The organism is Pseudomonas sp. B14(2022), from assembly GCF_012030485.1.
Classification (GTDB): Bacteria; Pseudomonadota; Gammaproteobacteria; order Pseudomonadales; family Pseudomonadaceae; genus Aquipseudomonas.
In genome coordinates, this window is sequence record NZ_JAAUVM010000012.1 from 98,770 (window position 1) to 113,153 (window position 14,384).

Here is a 14,384-nt window from a genome sequence, read left to right on the forward strand (position 1 = left end):
CGATGACGTGAGAATGGTGGGCGCAGGTTAGAGCGCACGAGCCGGATATTTACCTCAGGCGCAGGGCCGAGCGCAAATACCGTCCACCACCATCATGCCGCAGAACTTACTCAATCAGCTTCCAGTTTTTGTAGAAAACTCGCCGCAGGGTAAAGACCATCCCGGCAAACCCCGCGATCACGGCGTTAAGCACCGACGGCAGCGGCGTAGGCCGTACGATGTCGATAAATAGGCAGTAGCGCTTGGCGTCGTTCTTGTTGAAGGACGCATGCATCAGCGTGTCATCAAAAATAAACAGCGGGTCGTCATGCCAGTAGTGCTTGTGCTTTCCGACCTGGATGTACACGCCGTCGTGATGGGGTGCCGGTGCCATGTTGTAGAGCACGCGGAACATCATGCGCAGCGGGCCGAAGTGAAAAGACGTCGAGCGGTTTTCGTTGAACACCGACACGCCGATGGTTTTCACGAACGGCAGTTTTTTGCGCAGTTCAGGAATATCCAGGGTGGTTTCGATCGGCCGCCCGTACCACTGGAAAAACAACATGCCGCGTTTCTTCTCGGCCATGCGCTCGTCCAGGTAACCGATGATTTCATCCTTGTGGACCATGGCGTCATCGAGCACCTGTTGCAGGTCTGCACGCCAGGCGGGCGGCAGGTCGCGCATCGTATAAAGGTGACGGTTGCGCGAGCTCAGCAGGTCGAACAGGGTGTTGAACGGTGCCAGCAGCCAAGTATTGCGGCCACTGCCGATAAAGTATTTTTTGAAGGTGGGCTTGTCATACAGGCCGTTACGCAGGAAGTCGTAAACGCCGCACACCAGTACCAGGCAGAGGAACACCAGCGTGGTTTCGGGGAACACATCGATAATCAGCAACACGCCGAGTACCCAGGCGACCGATACCGCTTTCTTACGCAAAGCAGACTTGTTCATGCAACTCAGCTCCAGAAGGACGCCATTCGACAGGTCCGGATCCGTGGCTGCGAGTGGTGGGGTTTTGAAACATAATGAAACATCTTCGTCATGATAAGGCGTTCAGCAGCGGATTGGCGTTTTAAATAGTGCGAAATTGTGAAGGCTCGACACAGTCTTTAACCCTGGTGGGCTCGTGTGGATTGGATTTTGTAAACAGAAGATTTGCGACTATCGTGACGCTTCGGTTTTTCGGACGTCATAGACCGGTACGATTGAAGTTGAATGGCCACCATTGGCCTTCGGCACCTTGGAAGAGGCAGAAATTTTATGATCATCAAACCGCGGGTTCGTGGCTTTATCTGTGTGACCGCTCACCCTGTTGGCTGTGAGGCGAACGTCAAGGAACAGATCGACTACGTAACTGAGCACGGCGCCATCAACGATGGCCCGAAGAAGGTGCTGGTCCTCGGCGCTTCCACCGGCTACGGCCTGGCCGCGCGCATCAGTGCTGCGTTTGGCTGCGGCGCCGACACCCTGGGCGTGTTTTTTGAGAAAGAAGGCGAAGAAGGCAAGCTGAGTTCCGCCGGCTGGTACAACAGCGCTGCGTTCGAGAAGTTTGCCGTCGAAAAAGGCCTGTACGCCAAGAGCATCAATGGCGACGCGTTTTCCGACGAGATCAAGCGCCTGACCATCGAAACCATCAAGAAAGACCTGGGCAAGATCGACCTGGTCGTCTACAGCCTGGCCGCGCCACGCCGCACCGATCCCAAGACCGGTGAAGTCTACAACTCCACCCTCAAGCCAATCGGCAAGGCTGTGACCCTGCGCGGTATCAATACCGACAAAGGCGTCGTGGTCGACACCACCCTCGAGCCTGCGACCCAGGAAGAAATCGACGGCACCGTGAAAGTCATGGGCGGCGAAGACTGGCAGCTGTGGATCGACGCCCTGCGTGACGCCGACGTACTGGCCGAAGGCGCCAAGACTACCGCGTTCACCTACCTCGGTGAGAAGTTGACCCAGGACATCTACTGGAATGGCTCCATCGGCGAAGCCAAGAAAGACCTGGACAAGAAAGTCCTGACCCTGCGCGACAACCTCGCTGCACTGAAGGGCGACGCCCGCGTGTCGGTACTCAAGGCGGTGGTCACCCAGGCCAGTTCCGCAATTCCGATCATGCCGCTGTACTTGTCGTTGCTGTTCAAGGTAATGAAAGAGCAGGGCACCCACGAAGGCTGCATCGAGCAGGTCTACGGCCTGTTCAAGGACAGCCTGTACGGCAGCGAACCGAAGCTTGACGCCGATGGTCGCTTGCGTGCCGACCTGGCTGAACTGGAACCGAAGGTTCAGGACGCCGTGGCGGCACTGTGGAACCAGGTCACCGACGAGAACGTCAACGAGATCAGTGATTTTGCCGGCTACAAGGCTGAGTTCCTGCGCTTGTTCGGCTTTGAAGTCGAGGGTGTGGATTACGAGGCTGACGTCAATCCGACCGTGAAGATCAACGGCTTGATCCAAGCGTAAATGATGTGACTGATAGCGGCCTGATCATCGGGTTATCAGGCCGCTGTCTTCCCGTCATGATTCAGGCAAGGCTATTTTTTGCCTGGGTGAAGGCGGACCGCCTCACGTTGGTTACTTCTTTCTCCCACAGGGGATTCAGCGGTACGTGATAACCGCTGTCCTTGGCGGTCTTGATCAGTTCTGCCATTTCCCTGCTGTCGTGGATGATGCTGATTTCATCGAATCGACCCAGTTTTGCCGGTAGGAAAAACGTCGTCGGGTAATTGGCAGCCACTTCCGTGGCCGGGCTGCCCGAGTCCGCGTTGTGATGAACCACTCTCTCTCCCTCGCCGACCAATTTTTGATTGATCAGTCCTATCATCTGCTCTATCCGTGGTGTTGCGTTGCCAAGGTGGGGATCTTCTTTCCGGTAGAAATGGGCGGGGCTTTCGAAGTCTGCGCGTAGCGCCTCAGGAGCTTGCTTATAGCGTTCAACTCGACCCTTGAAGACACTGTGGGCCACGTCCGGTATGGGGAGTTTGTCCTGGGGGCCGAAGTCGCTGATATGGGGCGCGATCAGGTGCAGATCGTAATCGGCGGTCAACGGTTTACCTTCTGCATGCTTGGCCAGCACTTCAAGGGGCTTGCCCTGATGGGTGATGAAGTAGCTGTCGCTTGAGGGTGACGTGCGATGGGCTTCGAATGTATAGGTTTGCTGACTGGGCCCGTGGGCGCTTAATTGCAATGTGCCGTCAGCGCCTTGAACGGCCAGTTGGGTTATGTGGCCGAGCTTGACCAATACATCAAGGCGCTGGCTCGACAGCTGCAGGGGCGTTGCAACTGCATGGCCTTCTTGGATACACGCTTGGATTTGCTCATTGGCGTTGGCTACTTTGGCTGGTGTTTTTTTGGCAACTTGTTCAAGTTTGCTGAATGCCTGGTCTGTACAGATCAGACCTGCCTGAGGGCCCCAGTTGGCGCTCTTGCCTTTGATATGGAAGTCCTTGGTGGGGTGCCCGGCTTCTATCAGGCCAGTTGCGACGGTTTCGACCGGGCGTATGCCTATGATGGAGTTGGTGGTCATTGCGATGTCTTGCAAGGGGGCAAGATGGCTTGGCACGATGCCTGTTTCGTCCTTGACCCGATCGATCAGCACTGCTGTAGGAGTATTTGCGCCTTGGGCAAGATAGTTTTGCAGCGCGGCAAGGCTGTATGCGGAAGGGGAGGTCACTGAAGAGGTTATGCTTGTCATTGAAGTTTCTCCGAGTCATATCTACAGCGAAGTTCGATGATTCCCTCCAGACGCTAGCTCCTTGAGTTGGACGCCCGAGATTAAAGTGAGGGCGCGTTCAAACGGGAAGAACAAGTGTGACTATCTATGTGAGATAGAACCCGCGCATTAAAGCTAAAGGCCTTTATTAACACGGGACGCTGCGGGTTCCCCGCGCACGCCTTGTTTGAATCTCAGAACAATCCTACTCGTGCTTACTTGCTGCTAGGGGCCGGGTACATGCCAAACTGTCCTGACTCTGGCGTTGTACAAAAGGGAGGAACCCATGACGATCCGCGCAGTAGTGTTTGACTTTGGCGGTGTACTGTTCGACTGGAACCCGCAGCACCTGTACCGCAAACTGATTGCCGACGATCAAGAGCGGCAGTGGTTCCTCGATAACATCTGTACCCAGGCCTGGAACACCGAGCAGGATGCGGGGCGGCCGCTGGTCGAAGCCACGCAAAGCCTGATCGATCAATACCCCCACCATGAACCCTTGATCGCGGCCTACTACGACCGATGGCACGAAATGCTGCGTGGCCCGTTGCCCGAAGGCGTGGCGATTCTCAACGCGCTGCATCAAGCCAACATGCCATTGTTCGGGCTCACAAACTGGTCGGCGGAGACCTTTCCCTATGCGCTTGCCAATTACCCCTTCCTTCGGAAATTCTGCAACATCGTGGTGTCCGGCGAGTTGAAGTTGATCAAGCCCGACGCGGCGATCTACCACGCCAGTCTCAGCCAGGTACGGGTGTACCTGCCGGATATCCAGCCGGGGGAAGTGGTGTTTATCGATGATGTCGCCGGCAATATCGAAGCGGCCGTCGCCCTCGGCTGGCAAGGCATTCACCATGTGTCTGCCGAGCAGACGGCGGCGCGATTGCGCGAGTTGGGCGTGGGCTTCTAGCGCGCCCACTTTTCCATGGCGAAATCCACAAAGGCGCGCAGCTTCGGCAAGCGATAACGATCCTGGCCGTACAGCAAATGCATGGGCCGGCTGGGCAGTTGATAGGTGGTCAGCAAGGCCACCAGCTTGCCGGTTTGCAGGTCGGGCTGCACCAGGGCATCCGGCAGCATGACGATCCCCATGCCTTGCACGGCTGCCTGGCGCAAGGCCTGGGAGCTATTGACGGTCAGCGAGCCGGACACCGGGATTTCCACTTCGCCTTCTGCGCCGGTCATGCGCCACAGCTTGTCGGCGTTGCGCCAGTCATCGGTGGAAGGGTAGGCGAACGCCAGGCAGTCGTGCTGTTGCAGGTCCTCGGGCGTCTGTGGTGTACCACGTCGGGCCAGGTAGTCCGGTGAGGCGCACAGGGTGATGGTGTAGTCCCGCATCGGTCGGGCGATCAGGCTTGAGGCTTCCAGTTCGCCAAGGCGGATGGCCACGTCAAAGCCGCTGTCGACCATGTCCACGCGCTGGTTGCTGAGCACCACGTACAGCTTGATCAGCGGGTAGCGTTGGGAAAACTCGCTCAAGGCCGGCGCCAAGCGTTCGGTGCCGAAGGCGGGCGGGGCGGTGATGCGCAGAGTGCCTTTGGGAATGTCACTGTGGGCCTGTTCGGCCAGTTGCTCGGAGTCGGACACCAGTCCCAGTACTTCCAGGCAACGCTGGTAATACTGGCCGCCGAATTCCGTCAGGCTCTGTTTGCGGGTGGTGCGCTTGAGCAGGCTGACGCCCAGGCGTTGTTCGAGGGCGCGCAAGTGGTTGCCGACCATCGTGGTCGACATCCCGGAGGCCTGGGCGGCGGCGGTCATGCTGCCGCTCTCCACCACTTTTACGTATACCGACATCGCCTGGAATAGATCCATTGTAAAGTCCTGGTTTAAAGTCATTGCAGGAAAGTGCAGTTTATCCAGCTCTGGTGGCTAACGATACTTCAACCCATCACAACGATGCACTGGAGCCTGCCACCATGACCGCCGCCTGCCTGATGACCACGTATCAACCCTTAGCCCTGAGTTTTACCCGTGGCCTCGGCACGCGCCTGTGGGACCAGCAGGGGCGTGAATACCTGGACGCGGTGGCGGGCGTTGCGGTGACCAACGTCGGGCATTCGCATCCGAAACTGGTGGCGGCCATCAGTGAGCAGGCCGGCCTGTTGTTGCACACCTCCAACCTCTACAGCATCGATTGGCAGCAACGCCTCGCCCAGCGCCTGACCCAGCTGTCCGGCCTTGACCGTGCCTTCTTCAACAATTCCGGCGCCGAAGCCAACGAGACGGCGCTGAAACTGGCGCGGTTGCATGGCTGGAAAAAAGGCATCGAAGAGCCGTTGGTGGTAGTGATGGAGAATGCTTTTCATGGCCGTACGCTGGGCACCATGGCTGCCAGTGATGGGCCGTCGGTGCGCCTGGGCTTTCAGCGTTTGCCGGGGGATTTTCTCAAGGTCGGTTTCGGTGATCTTGTGGCACTGGAGGCCATCACCAAGACGTTTGGCGCGCGTATCGCGGCGGTCCTGCTCGAGCCGATCCAAGGCGAAAGTGGCGTACAGCCGGCACCGGCCGGTTATCTGCAAGCCCTGCGCGATCACTGTACACGCCACGGCTGGCTGATGATGCTCGATGAAATCCAGACCGGCATCGGCCGCACCGGCGCCTGGTTTGCCTTCCAGCATGAAGGCATTGTCCCGGATGTGATGACCCTGGCCAAAGGCCTCGGCAATGGTGTACCCATCGGTGCCTGCCTGGCCAGGGCTGCGGTAGCCGAGCTGTTCACGCCCGGCAGTCACGGCAGCACCTTTGGCGGCAATCCGCTGGCGTGCCGGGTGGGCTGCACGGTGTTGGACATTATCGAAGAGCAAGGTTTGTTGCAGAACGCTGCGCAACAGGGCGAACGCTTGCTGGCGCGTTTACGCATGGAATTGGAAGACCACCCACAGGTGCTGGCGATTCGCGGACGGGGCCTGATGGTCGGTATTGAGTTGGCCAGCCCCTGTCGCGACCTGGCCCAGCGTGCCGCCCAGGAGCATGGGCTGCTGATCAACGTGACGCGGGGTAAGGTCATTCGCCTGCTGCCGCCGTTGACCCTGGAGGCCAAGGAGGTCGAGATGATCGTGCGGGCCATCACTCGGCTATTGAGCTAGGTCCCTGCCGTTGAGCCACTCCTGGTTCAGGGTGTCGGTATCCCCCAGGTACTCCAGCAACCATGCCATGGCCGGGGACAGTTTGCTCTGTGCCCAGGCCACGCACGATGGGCTGGCCGGGAAGGGGCGCGTCAGTTGCAGCGCCACCAATTCACCGCGTTCGATCCACGGCAATACCTGATGCGCCGGTGCCATGCCGACGCACAGGCCATCGCGCAGGCAATCGATGGCGGAGGCCCAGTTCGGCACCACCAGCCGCCGCTGGTTATCCAGGGTCCAAGTGTCGCGCTTGGGCAGGTTGCGCGAGGTGTCAGTCATGCACAGTGAGGCGAAGGGGCGCAGTTGGTCGTCATTGAGCAACCCTTCCACGGCCGCCAACGGGTGCCGGGCGCTGACCACGCACAGCCAATTCAATAAGCCCATATCGCGAAAGGTGAAGTGACTGGCCACCGGCACGGCGCTGGTGGCGCCGATGACAATATCGGTGCGCTCATCCGCCAAGGCATCCCACACGCCGTTGTACACCTCGTATTCCAGCAGCAACTCCACCTCGGGAAACTGCCGATAGAAATCCAGCACCAACTGCCGGCAGCGCTGGGGTTTGACGATGGAATCCACCGCCACCTTCAACTGGCCACTCCAGCCATTGGCCACCTGCTGGCACAGGCGCCGTGTGCCGAGCATTTTTTTCATCACGCCGCGGGCTTCGTCGATAAACAGGCGGCCGGCGGGTGTCAGCTCCACATCACGATGCCGGCGCACAAACAGCGGCACCGCGAGCCACTCTTCAAGTTGACGTACGGTATAACTGATGGCTGACGGCACGCGGTGCAATTCTTGGGCGGCGGCGCTGAAGCTGCCATGGCGCGCTACCGCATCGACGACATCCAGGGAGTATTCGGACCACATTAGGGTTACCTTCAAAATTATTGATAAGAGCCGCCAATTATTATCGCTTCACACAAAATCTCTCAGCTTCATAATGGGCGGCAGTCAGCAAATAGTTTGATGGCAAGACTAACAAGGCTTCAATGAAAAATTCTTTTGGTTTCACCTGGTATCTGGCGGGGCTGAGCATGCTCGGTTATCTCGCCATGGACATGTATTTGCCGGCGTTCGGCGCCATGGGCGAGCAGTTGCATATTGGGGCGGGCGCGGTGGGCGCCAGCTTGAGTATTTTCCTCGCGGGCTTTGCGGTGGGGCAGTTGCTGTGGGGGCCGTTGTCCGACCGCCTGGGGCGCAAGCCTATCTTGCTCGCAGGCTTGAGCCTGTTTGTCGTGGGTTGCGCGGGGATGTTTTGGGTCGAGACCGCGCCGCAGTTGCTGGCCTTGCGCTTTATGCAGGCGATTGGCGTGTGTTCTGCGGCTGTGAGCTGGCAGGCGCTGGTGATCGACCGCTACCCGGCCGACAAGGCCCACCGCGTGTTCGCCAGCATCATGCCGTTGATGTCGTTGTCGCCGGCGCTGGCGCCGCTGTTGGGCGCAATGGTGCTGAACCACTTCGGTTGGCAGGCCATCTTCGGCGTATTGCTGGGGGTGTCGTTGCTGTTGTTGCTGCCGACGTTGTTCCTGCGCTCCGTGCCGAAACCTCAGACACGGGAAGGCGAATCTTCGCGCCTTGGCTATTGGCAGTTGCTCACCTCCCGGGTGTTTACTGGCAATGTGATGATCTTCGCCGCCTGCTCGGCCAGCTTCTTCGCCTGGCTGACCGCGTCGCCTTTCATCCTGGGCGACATGGGCTACAGCCCGAATGACATCGGCCTGAGCTACGTGCTCCCAACCTTGGCGTTTCTGGTGGGTGGCTACAGTTGCCGCAGCGCCTTGCAGCGCTTCCAGGGCAAGACGTTGCTGCCGTGGTTGCTGCTCGCCTATTGCGTCAGCATGGTGGCGTTGTACCTGGTCGCCACCTTGACCGTGCCGACGCTCACCACCTTGCTGATTCCGTTCTGCCTGATGGCGCTGGTCAACGGCGCCAGCTACCCGATCGTGGTGGCGAATGCGCTGATGCCGTTTGCAGAAAATTCCGGTAAGGCTGCCGCTCTGCAGAATACCCTGCAACTGGGCCTGTGCTTTCTCAGCAGCCTGTTGGTGTCGTCGATGATCGAGCAGCCGTTGCTGATCACGGCGATCGTGATGCTGGCGACCGCGCCCTTGGCCGTGTTGGGCTATTGGCTGGCGCGGCGCAACGCAGACGATTCGGAACTGGCGGCCGCCTAGAACGTCACTTCCATGTTCACCGTCGGCGTTGACGTACGGCTGCCCCGGCCGCCGTCCACGCCGAACTTGTTATGCCAGTATTCGTAACCCACCCCGAGGTACAGGTTCGGCTTCACGCCCTTGCCCGGTCGTACTGCGACCATCAGCGCGTTGCGCATCAGGGCTTCCGGTGCCGTGTCGCGGCCATGGTAGTCCGCGCCTTTTTCCCCGACGTAATTGATAAACCCCTGGAATTTCGCCGCATGGTTGGCGATCTCGAAAGGGCGCATCCACGTCAGGTTGAGCATGTAGGTGTCGTCGAACGTGTGGTCTGACTCCTGCGCGCCGGGGATGCCGGTGTGGTTGCGCTCCTTGTAGTACAGGAGGCTCAGGTCCAGCACGCCCACGGTGTTGAACTTCAAGGTAGGGCCGATCACCAGCGCACGTTTTTTCGCCGAAGCGACGTTGTTGTTGCGGTTGGCATCAAAGCCCAGGGTCAGCGCGTAATCCTTGATCAGCCCGGTGCCCAGCGGCACATCCAGCACCCGTGACGCATACAGCTGATGCCGGTACACCGCGTACACCTCACTGCCGCCGTGGTAGGTGCCCTTGCGCGGGTCGTGGCTGTCGGACAGGAACACATCCAGGTTCAGGAAGTTGCTGCCATACCGGTAGCCGCTGGCGTGGGTAAAGCTGTAGATGCGCTTGCTGAATTCCTCGGGGTTATTCGGATTGGTGAACTGCTGGCCGTAGCGAAAACCGACGCTGTTGTTCATCCATTCCACCGCGACAGCCTCCCCGCCGCCGAGGAGGGTGAGTGCAACGGTGGCGCCCTGTAATGCCTTTTTCATTGTTTTAGTGTCCTTTGGCGTTCTGGCTCAACACGGCCCAATGGTTTTTGTAACGCCGGTGGAGGGTATCTTGTTCGATTGATTGTATACAACTATATGGACATCTGGTCTTAAGATTGAATACAGTGTCCGCACAACAAAAACAGAGATCCCCTCACCATGACTATCCCGAAGGCGTCACCGCAGCGGCCGGAAGATGAGAATCTAGGCGTCGCCGCTAACATGGCTTACGGCCTGCAGCATGTGCTCACCATGTATGGCGGCATCGTCGCGGTACCCTTGATCGTCGGCCAGGCGGCCGGGCTGTCGCCGGCGGATATTGGTCTCTTGATCGCCGCATCGTTGTTTGCCGGTGGCCTCGCCACCTTGTTGCAAACCCTTGGCCTGCCGTTCTTTGGCTGTCAGTTGCCGTTGGTGCAGGGCGTGTCGTTTGCCGGTGTGGCGACCATGGTGGCGATTGTCGGCAGCGATGGCGCCGGCGGAGTGCCGGCGATTCTCGGCGCGGTGATGGCCGCGTCGTTTATCGGGCTGTTGATCACCCCGGTGTTCTCGCGGATCACCCAGTTTTTCCCGCCGTTGGTGACCGGTATCGTGATTACCACCATTGGCCTCACCCTGATGCCCGTGGCGGCGCGCTGGGCCATGGGCGGTAACAGCCGCGCGGCGGATTTCGGCAGCATGCCCAATATCGGCCTGGCGGCGTTGACCCTGGTGCTGGTGCTGCTATTGAGCAAGATCGGCAGCGCAACCATCTCGCGCCTGTCGATCCTGCTGGCGATGGTGATCGGTACGGTGATAGCGGTGTTCCTCGGCATGGCGGATTTTTCCGGCGTCACCCAGGGGCCAATGTTCGGTTTCCCTACGCCATTCCATTTCGGCATGCCGACCTTTCACATCGCGGCGATCATTTCCATGTGTATCGTGGTGATGGTGACCCTGGTGGAAACCTCGGCCGACATCCTGGCGGTGGGCGAAATCATCGACACCAAGGTCGACTCCAAACGCCTGGGCAACGGCCTGCGCGCCGATATGCTGTCGAGCATGTTCGCGCCGATCTTCGGTTCGTTCACCCAGAGTGCCTTCGCCCAGAACGTAGGCCTGGTGGCGGTGACCGGGGTGAAGAGTCGCTTTGTGGTCGCAACGGGTGGGCTATTCCTGGTGATCCTCGGCTTGCTGCCATTCATGGGGCGGGTAATCGCCGCGGTGCCGACCTCGGTACTGGGCGGTGCCGGGATTGTGCTGTTTGGCACCGTGGCGGCCAGTGGTATTCGCACTTTGTCCAAGGTGGACTACCGCAACAACATGAACCTGATCATCGTTGCCACCTCCATCGGTTTCGGCATGATCCCGATTGCTGCGCCGAGTTTCTACGACCAATTCCCCGGCTGGTTCGCGACCATTTTCCACTCGGGTATCAGTTCGTCGGCGATCATGGCGATCCTGTTGAACCTGGCGTTCAACCATTTCACTGCGGGTAATTCAGACCAGCAGTCGGTGTTTGTGGCGGGGACTGAGCGCAGTTTGTGCTTCCACGACGTATCGGCATTGCGCGAGGGGGATTACTTCAGTGGCGGCAAGTTGTTCGATGCCGAGGGCAAGGAGATTCCATTGGTGGCGGAGGTGCCAAGGAAAGCTGCACAAGCTGAAACCACAGAGGTCTAAAAATGTGGGAGGGGCACCGCCCCTCCCACATTTGGAACTCAACCAGCCTTGCGGACTGTGTGCGGAACAGAACACGCCTCATCCAGAAACTTCACCACGGTGCCCATGCACGCCTGGCGTTCTTCCACGTGGGGCATGTGGCTGGAGTCTTCGAACAGCGCCCAGCGCACATCCGCGATCTCATCCAGGAACGGCTTGACCACCAGTGGTGTGGCCTCATCATGCCGGCCGGAGATCACCAGGGTCGGCACCTTAATTGCCGACAGGCGGCCAATGGATTTCCAGTCCTTCAGGCTGCCGATTACGTGGAACTCGGTCGGGCCGCTCATGGCGTGGTACACCGTGGGGTCTGAGTCGACCTGGGCGAAGGTGCGCGCCACTTCTTCCGGCCACGGGTTAACGCGGCACACATGCTGGTCATAGAACACCCGTGAGGCGGCGAGGTATTCCGGGTCGTTATACGTGCCGGCGGCTTCATGCTTGAGCAGGGTTTCATGCACGCCTTGGGGCAGCAGTTTGCGCAGGCGGTTGGCCTCGCTGACCCAGGTGCGCATGCAGGTTGGCGAGTTGGCCGGGATAAACGCACGCAGGCCCTTGGGTTGCAGGATTGCGTGCTCGCTGCCGAGCATGCCGCCCCAGGACTGGCCGAGGATCGCGTAGTTATCGCTGATTTGCAGGTGGTCCAGCAGGTTATCCAGTTCTTTAAGAAACAGATCGACGGTCCAGAAGGACGGGTCTTTCTCAGGCAGGTGCGTGGAGCGGCCATTGCCGAGTTGGTCGTAGTGGATGACCGCATGACCGCTGGCTGCGACGTCCCTGAAGGCGTCGACATAATCATGGGTGCAGCCGGGGCCACCGTGGATGACCACCAGCGGTGTACGGCCGCTGGCCAGATCACCCGTGACGCGGTACCAGGTCTGGTAGGCGCCAAACGTGGCATACCCTTCGCGGATTTTTTCGATGAATTCCATTTCGTACCCTGCTCTGAAAATAAAGGATCAGGGACACGATAAGCCTTGGGCAACATTCAGGTAACTAGCAAAACAGCTAGGTTTTGCCAAAAAGTCAGTCTTCGAGCAGGCGGTAATGGGTCGCGCGCACCACGGCCTGTACACGGTTCTTGGCCCCCAGTTTGTGCATCGCCGAGGCAAGGTGCAGGGTGATCACCGCCAGTGAACGGCTCAATTGCGTGGCGATTTCGGCGGCGGTCAGGCCTTCGGCGGCCCATTTGAGGCATTCGCGCTCGCGTTTGGTCAGGTGAATGTGCGGGTAGGTGCGCAGCTCCTTGCCGAACAGCGGGTAGGCCGCTTCCTGCAAAGCGTGGGAAATCAGGCTGAAGTCCGACAAGGTCTGCTGCGCGTCCTGCAGCACGGTTGGCGTGTTGCCGGTGCGCAAGCCGGTCAGTGAAGCGAAGCCGCCACGGGGCAGATGCATCGGAACGCTGACGCCGCACGTCAGTTGCTGGTCGTGCAGGTAGGACGAAACGGGGGCGTGGCAGGGGTCGATGATGGTTTGCAGAGCCGTGTCAGCCTTGGCTTCGTAGGACCACACGAACGGTGACACCGTGCGCAGGGCCAGGTGTTGCACCGGGTCGATCTGGTAGAACCCTTTGCTGCACCACAACCCATGCCAATCGGTCGGCGTGTTGCGCAGCTCCAGCACCGATGGGGTGATCAATGCACCATCCTGGTCTATTGGCACCGGGGTGTAGTCGTACACCAGTGCATCGAAGCCCATCTGCTGGGCGAGGATGAACGTGTTGTCCATCTGCTCATCCAGGCTCCTGCCCGGCATCAGACGATTGTTGAAGGCAGTTAGCTTGGCCAGCATCCGTTCTGCTCCCGAATTCATTTGAATCTCGACTTCCTGCAAGTAGAATGCCACGCCCCGGCGAAGGACTGCCAGGCCAAACCTATAAGAAATACTAGGTTATGGACGCGCGGCATCCTCGGTAGTGTTGGCCTGATAAACGGCCGCTACCCGCCAGGCCGATACAACACAAGGAATGTATGCATGTGGCGTGAAATTGCCCCCGACCAGCAGTACAACGTGCAAGTCGATGGCCACAACCTCGTGGTCTACAGCTTCGGCGAAGGCGATGAGGTGCTCTTGTGTCTCAACGGCGGGCCGGGCCTGCCGTGTGACTACTTGCGCGACGCCCATGGCTGGCTCAAGGACCATAACCTGCGAGTGGTTGCATTCGACCAGCTTGGCACAGGCGCATCAGCCAGACCGACCGATGTTTCCCTGTGGGAAATCCGCCGTTATGTCGAAGAAGTCGAAACCGTGCGCCAAGCCCTGGATCTCGGCCGCGTGCACCTGCTCGGGCATTCCTGGGGCGGCTGGCTGGGCATCGAATACGCCATCCATTACCCCGACACGCTGAAAAGCCTGATCCTCGAAAACACCGTCGGCGACATTCCGCATCTTTCTCAAGAACTCGAACGCCTGCGCGGCGCGCTGGGCAGTGAGACCGTGGCGATGATGCAGCGCCACGAAGCCATGGGCACCCTGGATCACCCGCAATACCAGGCCGCGATAACGTTGCTCAACTATCGCCACGTCTGCCGCCTGGACGAATGGCCCGAACCGGTCAAGCGCTCCCTCGGCGACTGGAACATGGGCCCCTACGAAACCATGCAGGGCCCCAATGAATTCCTCTACGTCGGCAACCTCAAGGACTGGAACCGCATCCCCGAGATGGCCGCTTTCAGCATGCCGATCCTGATCACCACTGGCCAGCACGACGAACTCACCCCGGCCTGCGCCATGCGCATGAAGATGGCGGCCAGACACGCCGAACTGCATGTATTTCCCAACAGCAGCCATATGCCGTTCTATGAGGAGCCACACGCTTATTTTCCGGTACTGTTGGACTTTCTCGCTCGCCACCGAGGCTGACAG

General features: G+C 59.4%; 13 protein-coding genes. 6 read left to right on the forward strand and 7 right to left on the reverse strand.

Translation table 11 applies throughout. The features are described from left to right. Positions 1-106: 106 nt before the first annotated feature. Positions 107-931, reverse strand: coding sequence for an aspartyl/asparaginyl beta-hydroxylase domain-containing protein (locus HCF10_RS18555; protein WP_145334823.1), 825 nt, complete (start codon positions 929-931; stop codon positions 107-109). A gap of 309 nt (positions 932-1,240) precedes the next feature. Here HCF10_RS18555 and fabV point away from each other — a divergent pair, with 309 nt between their 5' ends. Beyond that, positions 1,241-2,437 (forward strand): enoyl-ACP reductase FabV, encoded by a 1,197-nt coding sequence (gene fabV / locus HCF10_RS18560; RefSeq protein WP_167656127.1) that lies wholly within the window; start codon positions 1,241-1,243, stop codon positions 2,435-2,437. Between the two features lie 61 nt (positions 2,438-2,498). Here the strand turns inward: fabV and HCF10_RS18565 are convergent, their stop codons facing one another. Then, on the reverse strand, positions 2,499-3,668 hold the full coding sequence (locus tag HCF10_RS18565) for an anthrax toxin-like adenylyl cyclase domain-containing protein (protein WP_167656128.1): 1,170 nt from the start codon (positions 3,666-3,668) through the stop codon (positions 2,499-2,501). Positions 3,669-3,972: 304 nt separating this feature from the next. Here HCF10_RS18565 and HCF10_RS18570 point away from each other — a divergent pair, with 304 nt between their 5' ends. Beyond that, positions 3,973-4,596 carry an HAD family hydrolase gene (locus tag HCF10_RS18570; protein ID WP_167656129.1) on the forward strand — a complete coding sequence of 208 codons (624 nt, stop codon included), beginning with the start codon at positions 3,973-3,975 and terminating at the stop codon, positions 4,594-4,596. Here HCF10_RS18570 and HCF10_RS18575 read toward each other — a convergent pair. After that, positions 4,593-5,498: a LysR family transcriptional regulator gene (locus HCF10_RS18575; RefSeq protein ID WP_167656130.1), complete on the reverse strand. Its 906-nt coding sequence runs from the start codon at positions 5,496-5,498 to the stop codon at positions 4,593-4,595. The genes HCF10_RS18570 and HCF10_RS18575 overlap by 4 nt on opposite strands. A gap of 104 nt (positions 5,499-5,602) precedes the next feature. Here HCF10_RS18575 and HCF10_RS18580 point away from each other — a divergent pair, with 104 nt between their 5' ends. Further along, positions 5,603-6,772 (forward strand): aspartate aminotransferase family protein, encoded by a 1,170-nt coding sequence (locus tag HCF10_RS18580; protein ID WP_145334814.1) that lies wholly within the window; start codon positions 5,603-5,605, stop codon positions 6,770-6,772. Here HCF10_RS18580 and punR read toward each other — a convergent pair. Beyond that, positions 6,761-7,681 (reverse strand): DNA-binding transcriptional activator PunR, encoded by a 921-nt coding sequence (gene punR, locus HCF10_RS18585; RefSeq protein WP_131698979.1) that lies wholly within the window; start codon positions 7,679-7,681, stop codon positions 6,761-6,763. The two genes, HCF10_RS18580 and punR, sit on opposite strands and share 12 nt — an antisense overlap. 122 nt (positions 7,682-7,803) lie before the next feature. On the opposite strand from punR, the gene punC reads away from it, so the two are divergent. Beyond that, positions 7,804-8,988: a purine nucleoside transporter PunC gene (gene punC / locus HCF10_RS18590; RefSeq protein WP_131698980.1), complete on the forward strand. Its 1,185-nt coding sequence runs from the start codon at positions 7,804-7,806 to the stop codon at positions 8,986-8,988. Here punC and HCF10_RS18595 read toward each other — a convergent pair. Then, entirely contained in the window at positions 8,985-9,818 is an 834-nt protein-coding gene (locus HCF10_RS18595; RefSeq protein ID WP_167656131.1) for a nucleoside-binding protein, read from the reverse strand. The two genes, punC and HCF10_RS18595, sit on opposite strands and share 4 nt — an antisense overlap. Before the next feature lie 159 nt (positions 9,819-9,977). Here HCF10_RS18595 and HCF10_RS18600 point away from each other — a divergent pair, with 159 nt between their 5' ends. After that, positions 9,978-11,480, forward strand: coding sequence for a nucleobase:cation symporter-2 family protein (locus tag HCF10_RS18600; RefSeq protein WP_131698982.1), 1,503 nt, complete (start codon positions 9,978-9,980; stop codon positions 11,478-11,480). A gap of 38 nt (positions 11,481-11,518) precedes the next feature. Here HCF10_RS18600 and HCF10_RS18605 read toward each other — a convergent pair whose 3' ends face one another. Together HCF10_RS18605 and HCF10_RS18610 are read right to left on the reverse strand one after the other, a co-directional pair. Then, positions 11,519-12,451, reverse strand: a complete 933-nt coding sequence (locus HCF10_RS18605; RefSeq protein WP_167656132.1) for a proline iminopeptidase-family hydrolase — start codon at positions 12,449-12,451, stop codon at positions 11,519-11,521. A 94-nt stretch (positions 12,452-12,545) separates the two neighbouring features. Further along, positions 12,546-13,310, reverse strand: coding sequence for a LuxR family transcriptional regulator (locus HCF10_RS18610; protein ID WP_131698984.1), 765 nt, complete (start codon positions 13,308-13,310; stop codon positions 12,546-12,548). Positions 13,311-13,493: 183 nt separating this feature from the next. Between HCF10_RS18610 and HCF10_RS18615 the strand changes: the two genes are divergently transcribed. Then, complete coding sequence (locus HCF10_RS18615; protein WP_131698985.1) at positions 13,494-14,381, forward strand: proline iminopeptidase-family hydrolase; 888 nt, start codon at positions 13,494-13,496, stop codon at positions 14,379-14,381. Positions 14,382-14,384: the final 3 nt, after the last annotated feature.